At 61.1% G+C, this 22755-nt stretch carries 23 protein-coding genes and 3 pseudogenes; 8 read left to right on the top strand and 18 right to left on the bottom strand.

The genetic code is table 11. The features are described 5' to 3' along the window. Positions 1-354 precede the first annotated feature (354 nt). Both ACI7BZ_RS07305 and ACI7BZ_RS07300 read left to right on the top strand, forming a co-directional pair. Positions 355-1563, top strand: a complete 1209-nt coding sequence (locus tag ACI7BZ_RS07305; RefSeq protein ID WP_414116492.1) for a hypothetical protein — start codon at positions 355-357, stop codon at positions 1561-1563. Further along, the gene (locus ACI7BZ_RS07300; protein ID WP_414116491.1) at positions 1560-2798 is read left to right on the top strand and encodes a DNA cytosine methyltransferase; all 1239 of its coding nucleotides are present in this window, start codon (positions 1560-1562) and stop codon (positions 2796-2798) included. The genes ACI7BZ_RS07305 and ACI7BZ_RS07300 overlap by 4 nt, the downstream gene beginning before the upstream one ends. Here the strand turns inward: ACI7BZ_RS07300 and ACI7BZ_RS07295 are convergent. Continuing rightward, a complete protein-coding gene (locus ACI7BZ_RS07295) occupies positions 2775-3197 on the bottom strand; it encodes a very short patch repair endonuclease (RefSeq protein ID WP_414116490.1) in 423 nt (140 codons plus the stop codon). The two genes, ACI7BZ_RS07300 and ACI7BZ_RS07295, sit on opposite strands and share 24 nt — an antisense overlap. A gap of 204 nt (positions 3198-3401) precedes the next feature. Here ACI7BZ_RS07295 and ACI7BZ_RS07290 point away from each other — a divergent pair. Beyond that, positions 3402-3696: pseudogene (locus ACI7BZ_RS07290) on the top strand (IS3 family transposase); the annotation flags it as partial. Between the two features lie 49 nt (positions 3697-3745). Here ACI7BZ_RS07290 and tnpC read toward each other — a convergent pair. The 3 genes and pseudogenes from tnpC to tnpA all read right to left on the bottom strand — a co-directional run bounded on the left by tnpC (position 3746) and on the right by tnpA (position 6107). Then, entirely contained in the window at positions 3746-5281 is a 1536-nt protein-coding gene (gene tnpC, locus ACI7BZ_RS07285; RefSeq protein ID WP_414119110.1) for an IS66 family transposase, read from the bottom strand. A 92-nt stretch (positions 5282-5373) separates the two neighbouring features. After that, positions 5374-5676, bottom strand: a pseudogene (tnpB, locus tag ACI7BZ_RS07280) (IS66 family insertion sequence element accessory protein TnpB); the annotation flags it as partial. 41 nt (positions 5677-5717) lie between these two features. After that, positions 5718-6107, bottom strand: coding sequence for an IS66-like element accessory protein TnpA (gene tnpA / locus ACI7BZ_RS07275; RefSeq protein WP_414116489.1), 390 nt, complete (start codon positions 6105-6107; stop codon positions 5718-5720). Between the two features lie 41 nt (positions 6108-6148). Here tnpA and ACI7BZ_RS07270 point away from each other — a divergent pair, with 41 nt between their 5' ends. After that, positions 6149-6652: an IS5 family transposase gene (locus ACI7BZ_RS07270; RefSeq protein ID WP_414119109.1), complete on the top strand. Its 504-nt coding sequence runs from the start codon at positions 6149-6151 to the stop codon at positions 6650-6652. Positions 6653-6677: 25 nt separating this feature from the next. On the opposite strand, the gene ACI7BZ_RS07265 is transcribed toward ACI7BZ_RS07270, so the two are convergent. From ACI7BZ_RS07265 to ACI7BZ_RS07230, 8 genes are read right to left on the bottom strand one after another with little or no spacing between them, the layout of a single operon-like run. Continuing rightward, positions 6678-8669 carry a carbamoyltransferase family protein gene (locus ACI7BZ_RS07265; RefSeq protein WP_414116488.1) on the bottom strand — a complete coding sequence of 664 codons (1992 nt, stop codon included), beginning with the start codon at positions 8667-8669 and terminating at the stop codon, positions 6678-6680. A 7-nt stretch (positions 8670-8676) separates the two neighbouring features. Continuing rightward, a complete protein-coding gene (locus ACI7BZ_RS07260) occupies positions 8677-10206 on the bottom strand; it encodes a hypothetical protein (protein ID WP_414116487.1) in 1530 nt (509 codons plus the stop codon). A gap of 2 nt (positions 10207-10208) precedes the next feature. Further along, entirely contained in the window at positions 10209-10916 is a 708-nt protein-coding gene (locus tag ACI7BZ_RS07255; protein ID WP_414116486.1) for a JmjC domain-containing protein, read from the bottom strand. Further along, entirely contained in the window at positions 10913-11650 is a 738-nt protein-coding gene (locus ACI7BZ_RS07250; RefSeq protein ID WP_414116485.1) for a JmjC domain-containing protein, read from the bottom strand. The genes ACI7BZ_RS07255 and ACI7BZ_RS07250 overlap by 4 nt, the downstream gene beginning before the upstream one ends. 44 nt (positions 11651-11694) lie before the next feature. Next, on the bottom strand, positions 11695-12378 hold the full coding sequence (locus ACI7BZ_RS07245; RefSeq protein ID WP_414116484.1) for a TfuA-like protein: 684 nt from the start codon (positions 12376-12378) through the stop codon (positions 11695-11697). Continuing rightward, entirely contained in the window at positions 12359-13603 is a 1245-nt protein-coding gene (locus tag ACI7BZ_RS07240) for a YcaO-like family protein (RefSeq protein WP_414116483.1), read from the bottom strand. Before ACI7BZ_RS07240 ends, ACI7BZ_RS07245 begins: the two co-directional genes overlap by 20 nt. A gap of 6 nt (positions 13604-13609) precedes the next feature. Beyond that, a complete protein-coding gene (locus ACI7BZ_RS07235; RefSeq protein ID WP_414116482.1) occupies positions 13610-13810 on the bottom strand; it encodes a hypothetical protein in 201 nt (66 codons plus the stop codon). 29 nt (positions 13811-13839) lie between these two features. Then, on the bottom strand, positions 13840-14412 hold the full coding sequence (locus tag ACI7BZ_RS07230) for a phytanoyl-CoA dioxygenase family protein (protein WP_414116481.1): 573 nt from the start codon (positions 14410-14412) through the stop codon (positions 13840-13842). 212 nt (positions 14413-14624) lie between these two features. Here ACI7BZ_RS07230 and ACI7BZ_RS07225 point away from each other — a divergent pair. Beyond that, positions 14625-15459 (top strand): IS5 family transposase gene (locus tag ACI7BZ_RS07225; RefSeq protein ID WP_414116480.1). Its coding sequence is split into 2 segments (ribosomal slippage): positions 14625-15254 and positions 15256-15459, totalling 834 coding nucleotides; the frame shifts between segments, so codons are not numbered across the junction. A 20-nt stretch (positions 15460-15479) separates the two neighbouring features. Here ACI7BZ_RS07225 and ACI7BZ_RS07220 read toward each other — a convergent pair. Then, positions 15480-15854, bottom strand: a pseudogene (locus ACI7BZ_RS07220) (integrase core domain-containing protein); the annotation flags it as partial. Between the two features lie 289 nt (positions 15855-16143). Between ACI7BZ_RS07220 and ACI7BZ_RS07215 the strand changes: the two are divergent. Together ACI7BZ_RS07215 and ACI7BZ_RS07210 are read left to right on the top strand one after the other, a co-directional pair. Then, positions 16144-17319 (top strand): nucleoside triphosphate pyrophosphohydrolase family protein, encoded by a 1176-nt coding sequence (locus tag ACI7BZ_RS07215; RefSeq protein WP_414116478.1) that lies wholly within the window; start codon positions 16144-16146, stop codon positions 17317-17319. Then, positions 17316-18023, top strand: a complete 708-nt coding sequence (locus tag ACI7BZ_RS07210; RefSeq protein ID WP_229644793.1) for a uracil-DNA glycosylase — start codon at positions 17316-17318, stop codon at positions 18021-18023. The genes ACI7BZ_RS07215 and ACI7BZ_RS07210 overlap by 4 nt, the downstream gene beginning before the upstream one ends. Here ACI7BZ_RS07210 and ACI7BZ_RS07205 read toward each other — a convergent pair. From ACI7BZ_RS07205 to ACI7BZ_RS07185, 5 genes are all read right to left on the bottom strand, one after another. Next, positions 17936-18766, bottom strand: a complete 831-nt coding sequence (locus ACI7BZ_RS07205) for a hypothetical protein (RefSeq protein ID WP_229644795.1) — start codon at positions 18764-18766, stop codon at positions 17936-17938. The genes ACI7BZ_RS07210 and ACI7BZ_RS07205 overlap by 88 nt on opposite strands. Beyond that, on the bottom strand, positions 18738-19214 hold the full coding sequence (locus ACI7BZ_RS07200) for a C1 family peptidase (RefSeq protein WP_229644796.1): 477 nt from the start codon (positions 19212-19214) through the stop codon (positions 18738-18740). Before ACI7BZ_RS07200 ends, ACI7BZ_RS07205 begins: the two co-directional genes overlap by 29 nt. Before the next feature lie 206 nt (positions 19215-19420). Further along, positions 19421-20434 carry an ImmA/IrrE family metallo-endopeptidase gene (locus ACI7BZ_RS07195; protein WP_414116477.1) on the bottom strand — a complete coding sequence of 338 codons (1014 nt, stop codon included), beginning with the start codon at positions 20432-20434 and terminating at the stop codon, positions 19421-19423. Positions 20435-20437: 3 nt separating this feature from the next. After that, complete coding sequence (locus tag ACI7BZ_RS07190; protein WP_414116476.1) at positions 20438-20812, bottom strand: helix-turn-helix domain-containing protein; 375 nt, start codon at positions 20810-20812, stop codon at positions 20438-20440. After that, positions 20809-21168 (bottom strand): hypothetical protein, encoded by a 360-nt coding sequence (locus tag ACI7BZ_RS07185; protein ID WP_229644800.1) that lies wholly within the window; start codon positions 21166-21168, stop codon positions 20809-20811. Before ACI7BZ_RS07185 ends, ACI7BZ_RS07190 begins: the two co-directional genes overlap by 4 nt. A 346-nt stretch (positions 21169-21514) precedes the next feature. On the opposite strand from ACI7BZ_RS07185, the gene ACI7BZ_RS07180 reads away from it, so the two are divergent. Then, entirely contained in the window at positions 21515-22711 is a 1197-nt protein-coding gene (locus tag ACI7BZ_RS07180; protein WP_414116475.1) for a DUF932 domain-containing protein, read from the top strand. Positions 22712-22755 lie beyond the last annotated feature (44 nt).

The following is a 22755-nucleotide window of genomic DNA, read 5'->3' as shown; positions in this document are numbered from 1 at the left end:
CTTGATCGATTTTCGTGGACTTCCGCTGCCGCGCGCGATTGGACCGCATTTCCCGCGGGTTTCCTGTGCCGCAACTTCCGCCGCGATGGCGGACCTGGACGCCCGCCCGGCAGCGGCTGTCGTCCCGCCCTCTCTCGGCATCACAATCGCCCGTTCCCGAAGAAGGCTGAATCGCCCCGCCCGTTCCTCGTCGAGATCGGCGGGGGCTCCTGGAGGCGGAAAGCGGCGCGCGTCACTTGTTGCAGGCTCGATGGCCGTTCGATGCATAGGTATTTGCTGGGACGGTCGGCCCGCCGTGCCTCGAACCTTGCCATCCTGTCCAGCGGAATCCACCCTTGAGACGAAGAGGGAACAATGATTCTAGGGCTACGGCACTACGCCACCAAGGCCTCCGCGCGAGAGCCGCTGCTGCGCTTCATGCTGGACGGCCTTCGAGCGGCCGGCTGCCGGGTGCTCTTCGCATCGCCCCCGGATCGCGCTCCCTTCGTGATCACCCTCGAGACTCGTGACGGCGAGCGGATGGGCATTGTCGCATACGCGTTCCTCGCGACCCGGACGCCCACGCGGAACAGGCCGGCTGACGAGCGCTCCTTTCAGATCAAGTACGGCAGCAAGGCGGATTACGCCGACGACAACGCGCATGTCCTTTGGCAGGACCCGCTGGGCCTGTTCACGACGCTGCTGATCGGCATCGATCCGAAGGAGGGCTTTTTTGTCGCCGTCGACCCTGAGGCGCACAATCCCACCAAGTTCTTCATCCGCGTTGAGTTCAAGGATGAGCATGCGGAGGAGGTCCTGCGGCAGGGATGGCATGCCTGGGAGCGGACACGTCGGGCCGGTCCAATGGCGGAGCCGGTGGAGGTGCTCGTCGGGGGCACCCGGGACACCTTCCTTGACCTCGTGCGGTTCGAGCGGGCCGCGTATGGGCTAGCGCCCGGCGATCGCCAACTGCTCGCAGACAAGCGCGAGCTGATCCGCGGCGCCCGTCCCATCGAGGATTTCCCGGCCGAGGCTACAGGGGTTGAGGTGGTCCACCCGCTTCTGCGCGAGCTCAGCCTCGGAGCCGAGGATGTGCTCGAGCTGATTGCCGGCGCCCGTCGGCTAAAGATGGCGGTCCGGGGCTGGGTGGCCGAGGAGCATCTGCGGGCGACGCTCGCCAAGCTTGACGGGATCACGCATTGCGAGCGCCTTGACGTCGAAGGTGCGCCCGACCTCCTCATTCGCTACAAGGACGGCCCCCAGCTGACGGTGGAATGCAAGAACGTGCTCCGCGTGCTCAACAAGACGTTCAGCCTGCCGCGCATCGACTTCCAGCGGACGCGCGCTGCCAAGGGCGACCCCTGCTCGCGCTACTATGCCCCAAGCGACTTCGATGTCGTCGCAGGCTGCCTGCATGCGGTGACCGAGCGGTGGGAGTTTCGCTATGCCATCCCGACGAGCCTTGACCCGCATCAGAAATGCCCGGGCAAGCTCGCGAGCAATGTGCTGGTCGACAAAAGATGGGTGAGCGAGCCCGCGCTCGCTTTCGAGGCCGCTGCGGCTCAGGTAGAATCGCGCGCATGAGCAAGCTTCGCGCGATCAGCCTTTTCACAGGAGCGGGCGGCCTCGACCTCGGCTTTGAGGCCGCGGGGTTCGAGACCGCTGTCGCGCTGGAGCTGGATGCGCGCTGCGTGACCACGCTGCGCGCGAACCGCCCTTGGCCCGTGATCGACCGCGACATCCTTGGCGTGGCGACGGCGGATCTGCTTTCTGTCGGCGGCCTTCGCGCCGGTGCTGCCGATGTTCTGATCGGCGGCCCCCCCTGCCAACCATTCTCCAAGTCGGGCTTCTGGGCGAGCGGCGAGGCGAAGCGCCTGGACGATCCGCGTGCCGGCACCCTTGGCGCCTACATGCGCGTGCTCGAGGAGGCGAGGCCGCGCGCCTTCCTGATCGAGAATGTCGAGGGGCTCGGCTTCCGCGGCAAGGATGAGGGGTTGAGGCTCATCACGTCTGAGCTGGCGCGGATAAATGCGGCGCATGGCACCCGCTATTCAGCCTCCATCGCAGTGCTGAACGCGGCGGATTATGGCGTGCCGCAGCTGCGCCGCCGACTGTTCGTGATTGGCGCGCGGGACGGCAGGCCCTTTGAATTTCCGGCTGCTAGCCACGTCGATCCGAATCTCGGCGATCCGGTGGACAACCGTCCACCCTATCGGACCGCCTGGGACGCATTGCACGATGTTGTCGTCGATGAGCCATCCTTAGCACTGACAGGCAAATGGGCGTGCCTGCTGCCCTCCATCCCCGAGGGCCAGAATTATCTGTGGCACACAGATCGGGGAGGCGGCTTGCCGCTCTTCGGCTGGCGCCGCCGCTACTGGTCATTCCTGCTAAAGCTCGCCAAGGCGCAGCCCGCCTGGACCCTCCAGGCGCAGCCCGGACCTGCGACCGGTCCATTCCATTGGAGCAGCCGACGGCTAAGCATGCGCGAGATGGCGCGGCTTCAGACCTTCCCCGACGATTTCGTTGTGACTGGAACGGTGGCTGACGCGCAGCGGCAGCTTGGCAACGCCGTGCCCTCGCTCCTGGGGGAGGTTCTCGCGCGCGCCATCGCATCGCAGTTGCTTGGCGCGCGGGTTGATCCGGACCTGCTCGCGCTGGCTCTTCGTGCCGCCCCGCCCGCGCCTCCACCAGAGCGCGTTGCCAAGGTGCCTTCCGCCTACCTCGGCTTGCGCGGCGAGCATGACGCTCACCCAGGCACCGGCAAGGGATATCGAGCGTCCGGGCGCCCGGCGTCATCCCGGCTCGCTGCCGAATAGGAAGCCGCGCAGGATCAACCGCAGCTTCTCAGGGTCCTTCGTCTCGCATTCCCAGACCACAAGGCAGCTCCAGCCGGCTCGATCGAGCGCTGCGCGCGCCTCTCGATCCCGCGCGACGTTGCGAGCGAGCTTAGGTAGCCAATAGTCCAAGCGGCTTTTCGGCTGTCGGGCCAGCTTGCAGCCTTCGTGCTGGTGCCAGAAGCAGCCGTGGACAAGGATCGCCTTCCGATGGCGTGGAAGGATGATGTCCGGCGTGCCCGGCAGGTTCCGCCGATGCAGCCGAAACCTGAAGCCGAGAGCATGGACCATGCGGCGAACCACCAGCTCGGGACTTGTGTCGCGCTTGCGGATGAGCCGCATCTGGGCGCTTCGCTCGGCGGGGGTGAGACGGTCTGCCACGGAAATCACCTAGTGTAGGTCCGGCCCCAAGGAGGGAAGCACGTCAGATCCAGGCTGCCAAAGCGGCCAGCTCGGGGAGATGGGACTTATAGTGATAGGCTATCCACCCCATCAGTTCATCACCGCCTACCTGGAGGTGGCAGCTCTGATCTTCCTCCGAAAAAGTCGACGAGATTAAGCCGCTTGACTGTGACCCTCCTGGCTAAGCCGAAGCGCATGCTGGCCGATGCCATACTCGACAATGGGGCGCTGATGGACCTCCTGGGAAAGAAGTGGGACACCCGCTGCCGAGCGCAAAGCCATCGCCCATCTCATGGGACACCACGGGATGAGCGAACGACGGGCGTGTAAAGCCACCGGCTTCTGCCGCAAGCCCATGAGATACTAGGCGAAGCGGATCGATGACACCGCCCTACGCGAGCGCATGAAGGCCATCACCCATGAGCGGCGGCGCTTCGGCTATCGGCGTCTGCACGTGCTGCTGCGGTGGGAGGGCTTCAGTACGCATCCGGCGGAGGCCGCGGGATGAGGTGTCGCGCGGGCGTGGCTCAGGCGGCATTCTTCAGGTGATCTGCGGCTCTCCAGTTCCAGGGTAGCAGTTCGTCGATGGCCCGGGCGGGATGGCCGGGCAGGCGGGCGAGGACATCGGCGAGCCAGGCCCTCGGGTCGACGTCGTTGAGCTTCGCGGTCTCGATCAGGGTGTACATGGCAGCAGCACGGCACCCGCCGGCGTCGGATCCGGCGAAGGTCCAGTTTTTGCGACCGAGGGCGATGCCGCGCACGGCGCGCTCGGCCGCATTGTTCGAGAGGCAGAGGCGTCCGTCGTCCAGGAACCGGGCGAAGGCCTGCCAGCGCTTCAGCATGTAGTCGATCGCCCTGGCGGTATCGCTTTTGGAGGACAGCCTGGCGCGGTCGGCGCGAAGCCGGGCCTCCAGGTCGGCGACCAGAGGGCGGCTGCGATCCTGCCTGACGCGGAGCCGCTCATCGGGAGGCCTGCCGTTGATCTCGCGCTCGATCTCGAAGATGGTGTCGATCGCCTTCACGATCGCCGCCGCCATGGTGGCTCGCTTGAGATCCGCGAGTTCGAAGAACTTGCGCCTCGCATGAGCCCAACACCCCACTTCGAGGATCGGGCCGGGCTTGCGGTTGGCGTCGTAGAGCCGGTTGTAGCCAGCGAAGGCATCGCACTGCATCGGGCCGGCATAGCCGTTGAGCCAGGCCTCGACGTGCTCGCCCGAGCGCGTGGCCGAGTAGAAGTAGGCGGCGGCCGGGGCCGCGGCACCGGCGAAGGGGCGGTCGTCGCGCACCACGGCCCACAGATGTCCGGTGCGGGTCTTGCTTTTCGCCAGGACCGGGACCGGCGTGTCGTCGATGTGGATGCGTTCGGCGGCACGCACATGCGCCTCGATCCGCTCCACCAGGGGTGCGAGCGAGACGGTGACGGCGCCGACCCAGTCGGCCAGCGTGCTGTCGGTCAGGGCCACACCCTCGCGGGCGTAGCGTTCGCCCTGCCGGTGGAGCGGCAGGTGCATGGCGTACTTCGCGGTGATGATCTCGGCCAGCAGGTTCGGCCCGGCCCGTCCACGGGCGATCGGATGGAACGGGGCTGGCGCCTGGGCAATCGCCTCGCAGGCGCGGCAGGAGAACCTCTCGCGCACGTGCTGGACGACGAACCAACGCGCTGGGATCCGCTCGAGCGTTTCGGTGACGTCCTCTCCGAGCTTTGACAGCCGATCCCCGCCGCAGCACGGGCAGACGGATGGTCCCGGGACGACCACACGCTCGCGCGGCAGATGCTCCGGCAGCGGACCGCGCATCGGCCGGCGCCGCTCGCGGGCGTCCTTTCCGGAGGGCTCTACGGCGGCCACCGCCACCTGTGCCGCGATCTCTGCCGCCGCCAGGGTCTCCTCGGCGTCCTCAAGCATCAGCTCCAGTTGCTCGAGCTTGCGGCCCCGTTCGGAGGAGGTGCCGAAGGCCTGTCGACGAAGGCGGGCGATCTCCAAGCGGAGCTTCTCGATGAGCAGGCGCTCGCCCGCCTGCACCCGCTCCACGGCCAGCCGCGCCTCCCGCTCCGCGAGGATCATCGCGTGGGCGGCGGCCAAAGCCTGGGGCAAATCGGGAGCTTCGATCACGCCGATGATTCTGCCACAAAGCAGTGCCGAAGCAATGGTTTATCTTATCCCGCCGCGGTCGGCCGCCAGGTCTGCTGCGGCATCCGCCAGTCGATCCCTTCGAGCAGGTAGCCGAGCTGCGCGGCCGTGATCGTCACCGTGCCGTCGACCGTCGACGGCCACAGGAACCGCCCCCGCTCCAGCCTCTTGGCGAACAGGCACATGCCCTGTCCGTCGTGCCAGAGAATCTTCACCAGGTCGCCACGGCGGCCCCGGAACACGATCAGGTGGCCCGCGTGCGGATCGCGCTTCAACGTCTCTTGCGCGATCAGCGCCAAGCCGTTGAAGCCCTTGCGCATGTCTGTGTGGCCCGTCGCGAGCTAGACCTTCACGCCGCCCGGAACCGGGATCATCGAGCGCTCAGCAGATCAAGGACGAGACGCAGGGCAGCGGCATCAACGTCCCGATCGACCCGAACCCGCCTGCCGCGGCCGAGATCGATCTCGATCACCCCTGTCGCGCGCCGAGATCGCGTCGGCTCGCTCTCAGTCTCGTTCACCACGGGCGGCGTCTCGGCCTGGATCATCACCGGCAGCAGCGAGGAGACCTCGGTGACGCCTCCGAGCCGCCCTTGGCGCGCCTGACGGCGCCACGTGAACACGAGGCTCGGGCAGACATCGTGTCGGCGCGCGACCTCACTGACCGTCGCGGTGCCGTCCAGCGTCTCCGCGACAATCCGCGCCTTCTCGTCGTCCCGCCAACGCCGTCGCCGTTCGGCCCCGAGCACCTCGACCTTCATCGACCTGATCACCTTAAGTTTGAACTTAAGGTCATACCTTCATCCCTCCGCCACAGCCCGCAAGGCGGCCTTCGGCGGAGGCGTACGTCGGTGCGCACCGCCGATCAAAAGGGGGCGCCAAGGGCTACGACGCCGGAAAGAAAATCACCGGCCGCAAACGGCACATCCTGACCGACACAGACGGGCGCCTGCTCTGCGTGTGTGTCCATGGCGCCGATATCCAGGACCGCGACGGCGGCAAGCTGCCGCTGAAGGCCTCGCGCCGGCGCTACCCGTTCGTCGCCCGCGTCTTCGCCGATGGCGGCTATGCCGCGCGGCTTGTCACATGGGCGGCGGACAAGGCCCACATCACCCTCGAAATCATCCGCCGTGGTACCAGGGCCAAAGGCTTCGAGGTCCTGCCGCGCCGATGGGTAGTGGAACGCTCCTTCGCCTGGATCTTCAAGAACCGCCGCCTCGTCCGCGACTATGAGCAGATCACCGCCGTTGCTGAAACCCTCATCACCATCGCCGCTTCAGCGACGCTGCTGCGCAGATGGCAATGAACCAATGCCCTTCTCAAACGCACTCTTACGTCGTTGAAATAGGCCGCAACCGTACGTGCCCGTCACGCCACAACTCTATTATAGTCTGGTTGAAATCGCTCGCCGCGTCGTCGAGTAGACTGACGTGATCACGCAAAGATGAGATTGTTTTCCTTCCATCCGCAATCATAAGCATTCGCGCGACGGCTTCAGGAATTCGAACATTTCCTCCTCCAAAATGACGGCTGAAAGTCGTTTCGAGAAAATAGCTGCGCGTCCCGTCGATTTCTCCCGGAATGGATCTGAAAACGATCTTTCGTGACAGCGGCAGAGCCGGCGAGAGCCGTCCAAGGCTCGGCCCCTCCAACTTGCCTGGGATCGCGCGAACGGCGAAGTCGTCAATCACGAGAAGGTCGATCCCGGTCAGCAACAGGCAGCTCACGGCATCGTCGACGGAATCTACGATAGGCTCCCCTCGAGCATTGAATGAGGTGTTCAACAGCAACGGCGCACCTGTCAAATCATAGAACCTCGAGATGAGCGCGTGCAAGCGCGGGTTGGAGTCCTTGCCAACCGATTGAACCCGAGCCGTACCGTCGGCATGCGTGATGGCCGGATATAGCTCTTCCATGTTGGGCAACAGTTTCAGCAGGAATGTCATGTAATCCAGCCGCGCACACGCTGCTGGCTTTGAAAAGATTGACCAGACCTGCTCCTCGAGCACGGCAGGAGCAAAAGGCTGGAATGGCTCCCTTTGCTTGATCTCGCTGTTAATTCGATCCCGCAGAGCTGTGCGACGCGGGTCGGCCAGTATGCTACGATATCCAAGTGCACGCGGACCGAATTCCGACCGACCTTGCATCCATCCTATCACCTCGCCGCGGTCTAGAGCGTGGGCGGCTACATCGAAAGGATCCTCGAGCTTCTCGATCTCGACGAGATCGGACCATTTCGAAAGGGCTGATTGAACATGCATTGGAGCGGGCAAGGGCTTGCCCAGGGACAAATGGAACGAAAGACTTCCGCGGGCAGCGCGCAGACCTGCCTGTCTTTGCGATCCAGGCAACGAGGCGTACGCCGCACCCAAAGCACCACCGGCATCATGAGCAGCCGGCTGGACAAAAACTTCGCTGAAAAGTCCGCTCGCCAGCAAGCTGCCATTTATGGCGCAATTGTGCATCACTCCGCCGGCCATGGCGATTCGATCGATACCAGTCGACCCGCGAAAGTGATCGACGTGATGCATCACGACGCGAGTGATCATGGTCTGCAATGATGCAGCAAAATCGTAGTGAGACTGAGTGAACTGATCCTTCGGCGACCGACGCGCCTGTATGCATTCGGAAATTGCGAGCCGTCGCAAATCTGCATGAGCGAGAGTGAAACGCCCCCCCTCTCTCAATTCGAAAAAGGAAGAGAAAAGGTCTGCGTAAGCCCTGTCATCACCAAGCGCGGCCAGCGCCATCACCTTATATTCGTCAAATCGATTGTATGCCAGAACACGAATAGTATCGCGGTAGAACTCTCCGAGTGAATGTTCGGCCGCGACGACATCAAGAATTTCAATCTCGCCATCTCGCGCCAAGCCGATTGCGCCTGCCGCTTTGTCACCCACACCGTCCAGCGAAAGTGCAATGCATTCATCAAAGCCGGACGGGATGTAAGCACTGAACAGGTGAGCTAGCTGGTGATGAACGAACTTCAGCTTGGCGTTACTGACGTTCCCGACGTATTTCTGAAAATACGCTGAAAGTGCGGCAGCCTCACCACCATCCGCTTGGACTGGTCCGCGTCCTTCAAAATTGACCGCAATCACATCGAGCTGGCCTGGCGTTATGTCCGCAATATCCAAGCATGCATTTATCGCTTGGTACGGGAAATGACTGGAATGCTTTATTCGGTCCAGCCGCTCCTCCTCTACTGCGGCGATGATAACGTCGTCGTGGAGCAGCGCCGCGGCAGCATCGTGATTGGACCAGCCGGGAAGCGAATCCTGACTAGGCACGCGGACACTCGAGTTTAAGCCAAGAATATACATTCTAGTCTCATGGCGCCGAAAGGGACACGGCCGACGTCCTTCGTCCATTTTTGCTTGTGTCGCCAATTGCGATTACGAGCTGCTTGCCCTCGACGAAATGCTCCTCCACCGGGAAGGGCAGTCTTGCGATCGCACCGCGGCAATCGTTTAAGTCGCTTGCGTCTCGAATTAGGCGATTTATGACAGCAAGTGGAGCAATGCGAAGAATTCCTTCAAGTACATCTAGGCGGAAAAACCTATCATCTGGATCATAGAAATCCAAGAACGCCATTGAGAATGCTTGCTTGCCTCGCACCCTCTCTACATAATCGTAAAAGTCAACGCATTGGATCTCGAGTCGGTGTGCGACGTCTGGGTAAATGTACGCGAATGCATCAATGACACCCTCATTGATCTCGCAGGTAACGGATGTGGAATCGAGCACGTTCGCACGCTGGACAACACCCAGCCCAAGACCGGCAAACAGGACGCGCCGGTCCGGCGCGAGATGGCCATAAAGATCCCACGCCGTTCGCGCTCCGAGCGCGAGATTTCGTTGGTCCTTGATGCGTTCGATTGACTCAAAGTCACCATGCGCCAGCCTTAGCCAGCGAACCACGCCATTCGACCTAACCATCACGGCCGGGTCCTTTGAAGACACAAAAAGGGGCCAGCCCGCGACCGTGGGCCAATCGCCACGCCGATATGACAACACCCCGCGTAATGCCAGAGAGTCCACTTCCGAGCTTCTTGGCAAGGACGCGCCCGGGGCCTTGCTCGCGACGATGTTGGAAGTGAGCTCGACCTCTTCGTAGAGCTCGCCCAAACGCCCCTCGATCGGCACTCCCTTACGGGAGATTTCTACACCGAAAGCTCGAATGTCCGCACGGTTCTCTCGCAAGTTCACATACGTCGCAAGACGCCCCATGGCTTCGGCGGGCCATAGCGATTTCAGCGCCCTTTCGAAGAAATCAATCGGCCAATCACTTCCAGCTTCGGGAGTTGAGGGGCCTCTACCTGATGCCGCCGCAGCCTTAAACGTCAGCTGTTCACGTCGAATGGCCTCTGCCTGAATATCCGGGTTGGGAACGAACAGAGCTCCTATCGTCAGTTCGCCTAACTCGACCGCCTCCCCTTCGATCAGCGCGAGCTCGAGCCGGGGTATGCGATCCGCATGTCCTTCAAACACCACTCCGTAGATCGGAAGCGATGCCACATGTCTTCCAGCTAACGAGAGATTTGCCTCCCGGCCGGCCCACAGCACTGGCGAATAGGCGTGGCGATGGCGGAGACTTAATTCCAAGCAAGGCCCGATGAAGACCTCATGAAAAGGATAGGCCCGCTCAAACTCAATTGTAAAATTGGACTGATCGCAAATCTTCGCAGCAAGCTTGGCTGGATCGATGCGATCGAGAACGACATCGATATTAGAGATAAAGCGGGAAGAAAGCTCACGAGCAGGGATAGTTCGTCCATTTAGGCACAGCGTCACCTCGCTCGCCCGCAGATCATTGAAATTGAGAACATTATTAAGATCAGCACGGGTGAAGCAAAGCATTTTCAGACTATCCGTCGAAGTTCGCAGGGCCAGCTCTGACTGGGTTTTTCGCCGGCGATCACCGATAGGCTGCGTAGACCTAATGTGAGGTGCATTGAATGCGCATCTCCAGTCGTTGATTGATGGTAGCATCCGGCTGGGATGAAAAGAACATCACCCGGGTTCAAGGTCACGTCCAGAAGCGGCGCGGGATTCACAGTCTGTTGGACGGGTGACGCGAGGCCTGCACCGTCGTTCAGCGAGCGCACTTGCCAATGTTTCGAGCCATGCTGCTGAAGAAGGAGCGTGTCTCGTGGGTCGGAATGCATGGGCATTCCCGACGAGTTGGGGGGAGTGAGGTAGCAGTTCGCGTGAACAGATAAGTTTTCGTTCTGCAGTGCTAATGCCCACGCTCGAACCTCTGGGATCAGGAGATGGGCGTGTCGTACAATCAGGGTGCTGGTACCTCTGAGCGCTTCTCGCATCACGGCGCGAGGATCGGCGTAAAATCCGTGTGGGTCGTGAAAACGCCAAGAGTTGAAGGGGTCGATGCCCGCGTCAGGATTACTGAGAGAGAAGAATGGTTCTCGCACACCGACGATGCAGAGTAATCGTTCGATCTCCTCGATCCCTAAAGACCACGGAAGCAGGCACGCCTCGGCGCGGCGCACGTAAGTCCCTTCATAACGAGGTGCATTCGCGAACAACTCGACGGCGCGAACTGAGATCATCGCCTAATTGCTCCACCAAACACGTCGGACGGACCGTAGGTCGATTTTGACGGACGGGAATTGGACCAGCGCGATGCGAACTGAAAACTTAGACTGAGGGAAAACGCATCCCCGTTCTTCGCGTGATGCAGCATCCTTTTTGGCAGAAAGAGCATGTCGCCGGGCCTCAGAGTTAATTGCGTGGCAGGCTGGTTGGCGGCTTTCTCGTCAAATATGTGCCTTAACTCTTCGACCACTTTGGCCCCTTCAATACGCTCATCTTCGACAATGCCCCAGTATCTCCACACCTTTTCGCCGCTGAGCTGGAGTTGGAGAATGGCATGACCATCGGCGTGAGGGGTTGTGGCGATCGAATTTGGCGGAGATAGGATCGCCACAACATCATCGAGCAGAAATCCGGCGTTGACCAGCGAGGTAAAGACTGCAGCAGCTGCCGGGCAGCGTCTATGAAAGTGGCGGAAAAGCAATGTTCGCTTCTGCTTGATCAGCTCTTCCAGAAGCAGCGCCGGAGAGGCCAGCCGGTTGAACCGCTCCACATATTGATAGGCATTGATCGTTTTCAGCCCTGCATCCTCGGCGAGTAGCGAAAATTGATGGTGTTCAACGCCCTGAACGGAAATGGCACGTTCAATGTCGTTCAGGGTAATGGCGTCTAGCCATTTGCGGCCAGCTCCGACAAACAGACACCCTTCACTCATATCCATCCGACAAAAGGCCGGGATCTGCTCGGCCAAGGACTCAAGCGGTACTCTTGGCACACTGGAGGCTGGAGTGGTGGTCAAACTGCCACCTCTTGGTTATTGTGAGGTGCAAGAGCGAGCACGTGACGAAGTGCATCAGCAAAGTCCGAACACTTTACGTCGCTCTGGCGAAGAGCAGCTTCGAGGGCTGTGCTCGATGAAGGTCCGCCTGATAGTTCCGCCAGTCCGAGCACCGCATCGAGTGTGCGCTCGCCGAAATATTTACGTTTCAGCTCATTAATTATCGATCTGGCAAAATCATCGTCGCATTTGCCGGCATCCTGGAGTGCAGCCAATGCGAATCTCACGTTCACGAGCGGGATGCTCAGCTTCCAAAAATAAGGCTCTGGAGCATGGAGCAGCGCGACCTCGTCGTCCATGAAGTCAGTCTCCGAGGCAAACTTTTCGTACACCCTTCCCAATCCGATCATGCCGTCGTTTCGCAGCTCGAACGCACGAATTGCGCCCATGGACGAGCAGCCGAAAATCCTTTTACGGCGAAGGGTATCTAACAGTTCAAGATGCCCGACCGAAGGAACCTCGCCGAAATAGCCATCGACGATCAACACTGTGCTCGCCGTCTCCGGCAAGCTCATCAAATCACCACGCGCTATCGGTGGTTTGCGTAGAATGCGCGGATCGCGCATCGCAATTTCGATCTCGTCGACACCAGAACCCGTTGGTCCGACAAAAACAGCTATGTCAGGCGCGCGAGCGGACATAAGCCAGCAGCCGTTCGCCAACCCGCATTCGGTTGGAAGTGTAAAATTCCAGACCCGGAACCACAACTCGGACGGCATGCATCCCCTTCACGATTTCGGGGTAGCGGAACACACAAATGTGTTTGAAGCCGTTCCTTCGTAGCGCCCCTTTGGTCACCTCCAGTGCTGCGGTGATACTAGAAGAAGGATCGGCGTCGATGATTTCTCCGTACCGTATGGGCTCAGCTCGCCGAATCCGCGCATTGAGGCCCTCGGCAACCTGTTGCCGGCCCTCGCAGCTCATTCCACGCCAGCGGCGATGATATTCGATCACATCGTCGCGCGCACCGTGAATGTGGGTCAAGCGCGATTGAACAGCTTCAGTGCAGGCTCGCAAGGCAGCGATGCTCGCAGATACATGCGTGCCGTGGCCGACAAATATGGGCACGTCGGCTCCACCGTCGAACAGATAGGCCGCAAATGTAGGCAAACCGAACTGATTGGGAGCGAAGAGTAGTTCGAGACGGCAGCCGCCGCGCTCGACCGCCTCGATTACCATCTGAACATCCGGGCACTCAACTGCGTCGACCTTACGAGTTTCGGCGCCGAGGGTGACGAAGCTGATCACATCGCGCTCGATCACTTCAAGCAGCGCGTGCAATACAGCTTCATCGGGGCAGTTCCCGGAAGCGAGACCGTTGGTGGACATTCCGTGCAGATCGACGCCGAGATCCGGATGATAAGGGAAATAGACCAGGACCGCAGGCAGTAGCGATGGGGCAGGATCGTCCAACAACTCACATGGCACGAAAGTGAATTCACCCAAAGGTGATCCTTTACGCACCAAACTCAGTTGAGAAGCTCTGAACGGCAGACGCCAGGGCGAATAGCCACAACCTTCTCGATAATCCTCATATCTAAGGCGGATTAGATTGCTCTGCCCAGGCACATAGCCAGCGGAATGCAATTCGAATGCCTCGGCGAGCGCACCGACACGAGCAGCCGCCACATCCAGCGACTTGCCCGACGAAACTGAAATGGAGCCAGCACCTGCTCGAGGCCTGATGGCAGCGAAGACCGGCAACCCAATGACGTCAAGCCTAGTCGTGTCGGTGACGCGTGTCGCGCCGAAAGCCGACATGCTCGATTGGAGAAGGGACAAGGTATGTTCGAGCGGAGCTGAGCGCAGAGACGTCTTCGTACTCCAATCGCCCGAACGCATTTCCTCCAACGAGGCGAGCGTCATCTGCGATCAGTCCTTGACCGCCGCGCTGTGTGCGACGCCTGCATATCCGTCTTCGTCCAATCTGCGGATGTCTTCGAACAGCTGGTCGAGCTCAGCATCCGAGTACCTCGAAAGAGCAGTTTCCTCAACCTCACCGATCGCTTCCAAATTCGCCCTCCCACTCGAAGGGGCTTCCGGCGACGGGTTCGGCTCCACTTTCATCGTCATTCCGATCGCCTCGATTGATTGCCCGCTCTTCATTTGATCGTCACGCTGAAAAACCGGGCAAGCTGGGTCGTGGGATTACCAACCATCGTATGAACGAGATGCGGATGGATCAGCACCACGTCACCCCTTTCGAGACGCAATGGCTTCAAGCCCCAACTCGACTGATCACCAGCCAGTTCAGGACCGAATTCGCCCTCATCATGCTTCAACAAGCCCTTCTGATGCGAACCCGAGGCCGCCCACAGCCCGCCCCGCTCATCCCCCAATTGCGAAAGTGCCACGACAATGCTCAACGAAGCATCCGAAAAATATGCAGAATCTTGATGAATCGGGTATGCTCCCGAATAGGTGTTGATCACTTCAACCACCTCGTCGTGAAGGACCGCCTCTTCACAGTTAAATATCGCCCGTACAGAATCCATAATCAGATTAGAAACATCCTCGTCGCCACAAATACATTGCGTTGCAAATCGAACGCCAAATTCCTTTTTCGTCTTCAGCTGAGCACGACTGAGATGTTCGTCGATCGCCTCGATCGCCTCGTCCGACAGCATGTCGCGAGCGATCAGAAAACCATCAGTATTGAAGGACTCTTTGTCCATAACGGACTTCCCAAACGGTATAGCGGCAAGAAACTAACACAGGTGCGCTGCGGCGCAAGGACAGAAATGATGAGGAGGTCCCCGTTCGGCGGACAGATTGGCAGCATTTCCAAGCTTGGTTCTGGTGTGCCTTAGAGCCCAACCCGAAAAGAGTTGAGCGGTTTCAGCAGGTTGTGATTCCATCTCGATTGCGAGACGTGATGGAGGGCACGATGGCCTGGACTGAAACCGCCCGGCGCGATCATGCGCGCCAAGGGTTGCGCTATTCAAGTGACCTGACCGATCGGGAATGGGCGCTGATCTCTCCATTCCTGCCTGAAGCCAAGCCCTTGGGCCGGCCCCGGACGACGCAGTTGCGGGAGGTGGTGAACGCGATCCTGTATCTGGCGTCGAGCGGGTGCGCATGGTCGCTGCTGCCGCGGGACTTTCCCCCCTTCACCACCGTCCAGCGCTATTTCTACGATTGGCGCGACCGTGGCCTTCTGAAAACCATCAGCTTCCATCTGGTGGCGGCGGCGCGCGAAATGGAGGGCCGGGAGGCGAGCCCGACTGCCGGGGTCATCGACAGCCAAAGCGTCAAGACCACCGAAAGCGGCGGCGTGCGCGGCTTCGACGCCGGCAAGAGGATCAAGGGCCGCAAGCGCCACATCGTCACCGACACGCTGGGTCACCTGGTCGCCCTCGTCGTCCACGGCGCGGATATCCAGGATCGCGACGGCGCAGTCGCCGTCCTGGACAGCGTGCGCCATCGCTATCCCTGGCTGCGTCACGTCTTCGCCGATGGCGGCTACGGCGGAGACAAGCTGAGGGGACGCCTCGTCAGGATGGGGTCCTGGACCCTGCCAGATCGTCAAGCGCCCGGATCACGCCGAGGGCTTTGAGGTCTTGCCCCGCAGATGGGTCGTCGAGCGCACCTTCGCTTGGCTGAACCGCTGCCGCAGGCTGGCGAAGGATCTCGAGAGAACCATCGAAAGCGCCGAGGCATGGATCTTCGTCGCAAACCTCCGCCTCATGACGCGGCGTCTGGCAAGGTATTGCTATCCTTAAAGCAGTTTCGAGTCGGGCTCTTACGCCGCCATGTTGATGCCGTCGCAGGCCATGTGGACCTCCTCCGGCGTTCTGCCGCCGAGAGCCGAGTGGAGACTCGCGCGATTGTAGGAGGTGATCCATCGGCCGATCCGGGCCCGGGCCTCGAAGCCAGCTTCGAAGGCGTTGAGGTAGATGCACTCGTATTTCGGCGACCGCCAGAGGCGCCCGATGAACACGTTGTCCATCCACCGGCCGCAGCCATCCATCCGGATCCGCACGCCGGCGTCCAGTAGCACTTGGGTAAACCGCGGAATGGTGAACTGGCTACCCTGATCGATGTTGAAGATGCCCGGCCGCCCGAACCGGGACAAGGCCTCCACCGGGGCCTCGATGCAGAAGTCGGCCTCCTTGGTGTAGCGACCCGCGCCCGCGACGACCACCCCTTCGGCAGCGTTGGCCCACCTGTAGTCGCCTACCATTTTGAGGACTGTCGTGCGAGTGACCATCCCGCCCGGCACCTTACCGGCTTCTGCAACGGCTATGCCGCCTACCATCCTCTCCCCCGCATCGCTGGGCACGGATGCAGCACCAACGAAGGCAATAGTTGCCGAGGCGATGAAGCCGGCTTAAAGCTCCGTGCTGAAGCGTTTCACACCAATCAGGGCAGGCCCAACAGGGACCTCTCCGTCTCAGTATGGCCCCATGATGTCGACAGAACCTGGCGATTTTTCACCGCTCACGATCGCGGCCTACGCCGCGCAGGCCCTGAGCACGGACCAGCGCAGCGATCAAGCCTCACTGACGTTTCCGCTTCTTGGACTTTTCGGCGAGACGGGAAGCCTGCTCAGCGAAGTCAAGAAGAAGCAACGCGATCGGGCATCCTACATCGGGTACGCCGAAGCGGTCGTCGAGGAACTCGGAGACGTGCTATGGTACCTCACTGTAGTCGCAGCTCGGGGTGACCTTAGCCTGGAGACGATCATGGCAAGCGCGGCCTCTGGCGGTGCAGACGCCGGCCAAACACCCCGCACCCTGGCCAGCCTTCAGCCGGCCATCATGCGTAGATCCTCGGAGCCAACGGCAGCCTTTGAGCATACCTTGCTGAAACTCGCAGGGGATGTCGGACTACTCGTCGCCCATCACGAAGCCGGCCACTTGGCCGAACCCACGGTTCTCGCGGACAGACTGGTCACGATCACCCGAACCCTGATTCAGGCCGCCAACGAAGCTGGCGTGACCCTCGAAGCCGCAGCTGTCAAAAACCTTGCCAAAATCCTCGACCGTTGGCCTCGCGAGCGCATCTATCCAAAGCCGCTCGATGCTGACGCAGAACCAGAGGAACGGTTTCCCCGCGACTTTCACGTCGAGATTTTCGAGCGTCAGGTCCGAGACCGGACGTACGTTTTCCAACGTTGTAACAGCATCAACATCGGTGATCGTCTCACCGACAATGCGATGCGCGCCGACGACTATCGCTTCCATGATGTTTTTCATTTCGCCTATGTCGCAGTTCTGAGCTGGTCGCCCGTTATCCGCGCGCTTTTTCGGCTGAAGCGCAAGAGTGCGCCGAAAATCGACGAGGCGCAGGATGGGGCCCGCGCGATCCTGATCGAAGAAGGCATAACCACCTGGATATTCGGGCAAGCAGTCGATCTTGACTTGTTTGCGGATATGAAACCTGGGGACCTCCCGTTCGACCTTTTGAAGCATGTTCGCCAGTTCGTCACCGGATACGAGGCCGACCAATGCCCTCTCTGGCTCTGGGAAGAAGCCATCCTCCAAGGGTACGCCGCCTTTCGCTTCCTCCGCGAACACCGCCGCGGACAACTGCATATTGATATGAACAACCGCCGGCTTTCTGTTGAGGCGCTATCATGAAAACCCCTAAGACATTTACTATTTCCCTTGCCGAAACCCGCTTGCCATCCGTCTTCAATCCTTATTGGGAAACCTGCTCCCTCCATGACCGCCCCAACGCGGCAACCGTGCGTCGGCGCAACCTACAGCGCTATTTGGAGGCGGCCCTCGATGCGCGCGTGGATACGATCTGGATTGCGCGTGACCTCGGCTATCGCGGTGGCCGCCGCACCGGTGTGCCGCTTACCGATGAGGTCCACTTGGCGTGCGCTGGAGGCCTCATGGGCGGAATCGAGCTTGAACGCGCGACGCGCGGCCCGGCCATTGCGGAACGCACCGCGGCGGTCGTCTGGCGAGTGCTCTCCCACATTCGGCAACCCGTAGCCCTATGGAACATCTTTCCTTTTCACCCCCACGAAGCGGGGGATCCTTTCTCAAACCGCTGTCATACCCGGGCTGAGCGTGACGCCACATGGCCGTTGTTGACTGCGTTAATCGACATGATCCGGCCCAAACAGATCGTAGCGATCGGTCGGGATGCGGGATTGGCGCTCTCGTCGTTCGATATTCCGGTCCACATTGTGCGCCACCCGAGTTACGGCGGACAGGCGGAATTCACTGCGGGCATTTACTCGCTCTATGGAATTACAGAGGACACGGCAGCGACGGAGTCGGGGCTGCTGGCGCTTGGCGGCGTACATGCCGCGAGCGACGCTGCCGCCTGATCGAACTGGGCGAGCATGGCTGCGAGGTCAGAACGGCGTCCGCGATTCGGAAGGTCAATCTCGGCATGTGTTGAGATCACGGTAAGTGCGCCGACGCGCAAGCCGGCCTCCCGGCCCACGAACGTCATCAGTCGGCCGAGACCAATCAGGTTACCGAGCAGCTTCTCAACGTAGAAATGGTTCCGGTACATGGCGGTGAGCGTCAATGTCCGTTTCGTATCTGGGATAATCTTGAAGCTCATGAAACTCAGGCACTGCCCACCATAGGGGGAATTATCGACGTCACGCACGGGATCAAAAAGTGAGAGTTCATATTTATTGAGTGCACTGACCTTTTCACTTTTCATCCGCGTGACAATGTCCCAAAGTTGGTTCGGCGGCTCTCCCAATGGCACGGGATAGTCAATCATCCGCTCGAAATAGTAGCCGGACCACCGCTCGTTGCGCCGAACCTTGTTCAGCACGCGATCGCGAAACACGTCGAAAAATGCCGGTGCGCCATGACGGTAGTATAGGCTCGCTGGAAAAATTGTATTTGCCACTGTCTCGACCGACTTGTCGCAGCCAGATAGGAAGTCGTCGACCACTGCAACGCGCGAGTCCTGACGATTAGCGTTCGACACCGGGTCTTGGACATCGATGACGACATTATAGGCTTCGTGGTGCGGCTCAGCGTCCACCAGCCGCACTGCTTCACGCCAAGCACTGACGCAGTCAGGCTGCGACGGAACCGGCAAATACATCAACGTCCTCCGTCAGCTTAGCCGCAGCAAACAGACGCGGTTCCAAGAAAGGTTCGGTGAGCCAGCCGTAACCTCTGTCACCCCAGCGCTCACCCCAGCTATTGCGCACAAGGATGACACGGTGCGCATTGGCCTTGCCATGGCCTACGGCGATCACGGCATGTCGGCGTTGCGGCTCCGGGCTTTCACCTGGCCCGGAATGGACCACTCCCCCAGGCCCTGGCTGATAGAAGGCGGCGGAGAGCATGAGCAGGATAATCACCGGCCGCCCGGTATCGAGTTCTCTAATCACATCATCAACAGAGGCGACGGTTTTCTCGCCGTCGCGGCCGAACAGCGTGCCAACGGAAGCCGGCGGCGTCCACGAAGCCGGGTCCGTTGGCGTCGCCAGCAAATACGGCCAACCCATTTCCTGGGGCTGACCATCTTCCCGCAGTGCATCCAGCATCGCCGAGAGGAGTGCCCCCTGGCTTGGTAACCTCGCTGCCCGACGCTGAGCATGATAGAATGCAAATTCACAGGAAAGAGGCGTCCAACCTGCGCGGAGGCCAGCATGTGCGTCACTGACAGCAAACGCCATGCATGTAGGACGCGGCCCCTGGTTGCGGACCGGACCGAAAGACGGCCTCAGATCGACGTGGGCAACAATATCGCTCATGCGGCCTCGAGCAGGCTCCGACGTTCTGCACGCGACAGACCTTCCTCCTCGGGCCCAGTCAGATCGATATCGACATTTAGACTGGCGATCGGTTCATCCGGTTCCCACGGGCGTCGCTCGTCGATCGCGATCCGACCTCGATAGAGTTCGGTTGGCTGCGCCGTCACCCGCCGCATCACCGGTCCGCCGATGCCTTCTCTATCGAGAGCCTCAACCTCGTCGCGGACAATACCAAACCCGCTCGCCCTGAGTTGATCAATATCCCAGAGATACCCGCCGCCGCTGTGCTCTTCGAGCCGGAGCACAAACAGATCATTGCGGCTGCCATCAATCCGCGTGCCAGCGTCCCGCTGGGTCAGCAGCCAAACGTCCCCGCGATAGTCCTTCGGCTTATGGGCTTCGAGCAGCGCGACCTTGAGCTCGCGCGGCTGCGTTTCCAACAGATCGCGCGCAACCGGCAACGTAATCAGGCGATGCCTAACCAGCGTCCAGCACGTCGCCTCATAGCTCGCCCCGATCCGGAGCGAGAGTTGATAGACACGATTGGGCTTGCGGAACTCATCAGCCATCCAGCCCTGTCGAGCCGAGTGCCAAAGGATCAGCCAGCGCGGCATCATGAACTCAACCGCAAAGGCATCCGCCTCAATCTCCTGAAAATCCGCGGTTGGTTCGCCTGCCATCGGCATACGCCGGAGAATGCTCTCGTCATCCAGGCTCGGCAGATGACGCATCGCGAAATGGCCGAGCTCGTGGGCCGCGGTGAAACGCTGGATGCTCATGGGTCGCTGCGTCGTCACAAGCACACCAGGCGCAGGCTCGCTGAGGTAGGCACCAAGCAGACCATGCAAGGGTCGCAACAGGAGCGGCAGATCCAGCATGTTGATCGCCCGGAACACATCGACGTTCCCACCCCGTGCTTCGATATCCCCGCGGAAGCCGAGTTGCTGATGGAGTCGGGCGGCGGCCATCGTGCCTGCTCGTACCGCACCCGCGTAGCTGCTCGCCGCCATGCATCACCCCCGGGCTACGCGCGATCGTTCGCGTAGATACTCGGCAAAGCGACTCAACTCATCCCGGTCTTGCTGGGATAGCTTCGCTGCCCTGCGGGCGAGGTGCGCCACATCGATCGGCAAGGCAGCCGCCGCGTCGTCCTCACCAGTGAAATAGGCTACCGGTTGCCGATACAGCCTAGCCAGCCGTGTGAGTTCGATAGCCTCCACCCGGCGTTGGCCGTTCTCGATGTCCGTGAGCGCCGTGCGCGGAATTTTGAGATATGTCGCGACTTCCTCCTGCTTCAGCCCAAGATATTTTCGGGCCTCGCGGAGTCTATCTCCCAGCCGGCGCCGCTCCTCGTCATCATTCTCCTGGCGTGCCGTGAGTTGCGTCATGGCTTGCCTCCAGTCTTCTTAACCCACTGTGCCTCAATGCGCGGAACGAGGTGCTGAAGGGCGCTATCAACTGAGGTATATCCACCTGCCCGAACAACACTGTCTGGGAGTTCAAATCCCACGATTGGCTCGATGGTGCACAGAATCGATACCACCACGAGAGAATCCACTTGGAAAGGCGTCTTGCCTATACCCGTTTCCGTGCTCGGAAGCGTGATCCCCCTGATGCCGGCTTCCGCTTTGACCGTCTCGATCAATTCGTCGCGCAGACATGCCTCGACTGCCATCTTCGGGAACGAAATGACTGTAGCCGGACTTGCCGGCGTGGCTGACGGCGCGATCGTCGAGACTGTCATCCGAGTGGCTTTCCGCTACTTGCATGTATCCTAATGTTGGAATTTCCGACATTCAAGGGGATTCTTTCAATTGTCTCGCTCAGGGAGCCTTGGAGATGGTTCAGAGAAACAGCCGAGATCGCCGAGGCTCCAAAAGGACCTCGTTGACCTCCTCGGAGCACGCGATTCGTCCGACCTCTCCAATTCCATAGCCCCGACCGGGGAAAGATGGTCTTAGCCCTCTCTCCCGCGCGACCCGTCAGCGGGGTTGTCCTGCAACGAGTCGAGAGTGAGAGGTTGGCCGGTTCGGCCATGACGGGTTGCGGGCTGGGAGAGAGGTTCCCGGCGCCCGTCGTGGAGACGAGCCATGACCCAGGTGGAGATTCTGGACGCCGCGCGCGATGGTGCTGGCGGCTACAAGGTGGATGTGAGGCGCGGCGAGCGGATCGGCCGCGTGTCCTCGGAGTGGTTCTCCCGGCCCGACGACGAGCGCTACCTGTCCCTGTCGGACCTGTTCGCGTCCGTCCGCGGCCGGACCGAGCGCAGCCGGACGCGGACGGTGGAGAGCGCGGCGATCCGCGTCGAAGCGAGCCGAGAGGACGCCGAGCGCCTGACGCTGATGCTTCCGGGGTCGGACGCGCCGGTTGCGCCCACCCATTGGAGCTTTGGCCAGCTCGCGAGCCTGGTCGGGGCACCCGCGGCCTATCTGCGCCAGCTCCCGGCGCCGCTCGCCGGCATCAACCTGCAATATGGCCTCACGTCCCATCGTGCCGAGCAGGTCAAGACGCTGGAGATCGACGACGGACGGGTGGAACTGCGCGCCGTCACCGGTCCCGACTATGGCCGCATCTTCGACCACGAGTTGGTCGCCGCCGTGCAGCGGATCGCCGGCGATGGCACCGGCGACACCCGCTGGAAGGTGCCGGGGGTGCTCGACTGGTCCACCGGCATCTACAATCCCCGGGTCGACATCACCAGGGATACGACGACCCTCTACGCCTCGGATCGGGATGTCTTCCTGTTCCTGGTGGACGACCTCAACCCCATCGAGGCCGGCCGGCTGCCGAACGGCTCACCCGACCTCTATTTCCGCGGCTTCTATTGCTGGAATTCCGAGGTCGGGGCGAAGACGCTGGGCATGGCGAGCTTCTATCTGCGTGCCGTGTGCCAGAACCGCAATCTGTGGGGCGTCGAGGATTTCGAGGAGATCACCATCCGCCACTCCAAATACGCTGCCTCGCGCTTCGCCCATGAGGCAGCGCCTGCTCTCGCCCGCTTCGCCAATTCCTCCCCCCTCCCCTTCGTCAATGGCATCAAGGCGGCTCACCAGAAGATCGTGGCCCGCTCGGATGAGGACCGCAGCGCGTTCCTGCGCAAGCGCGGCTTCTCCAAGGCCGAGACGGCCAGGATCATCGAGACGGTGCTGATGGAGGAGGGCCGTCCACCCGAGAGCGTCTTCGACTTCGTGCAGGGCATCACCGCCGTCGCGCGGGACAAGCCCCACCAGGACGCCCGGCTCGATCTGGAGGCGCGGGCGAAGAAGCTGCTCGACCGGGCTGCCTGAGTTCCGGAAAGCCGGAGATGCGGATTGCCGTGTCTCCGGCTCCG

It is taken from the genome of Xanthobacter sp. AM11, assembly GCF_047444035.1.
In the GTDB taxonomy this organism is placed as follows: domain Bacteria; phylum Pseudomonadota; class Alphaproteobacteria; order Rhizobiales; family Xanthobacteraceae; genus Xanthobacter.
The sequence above is the reverse complement of the archived record's forward strand: the minus strand, read 5'-3'. Positions and strand labels throughout refer to the sequence as shown.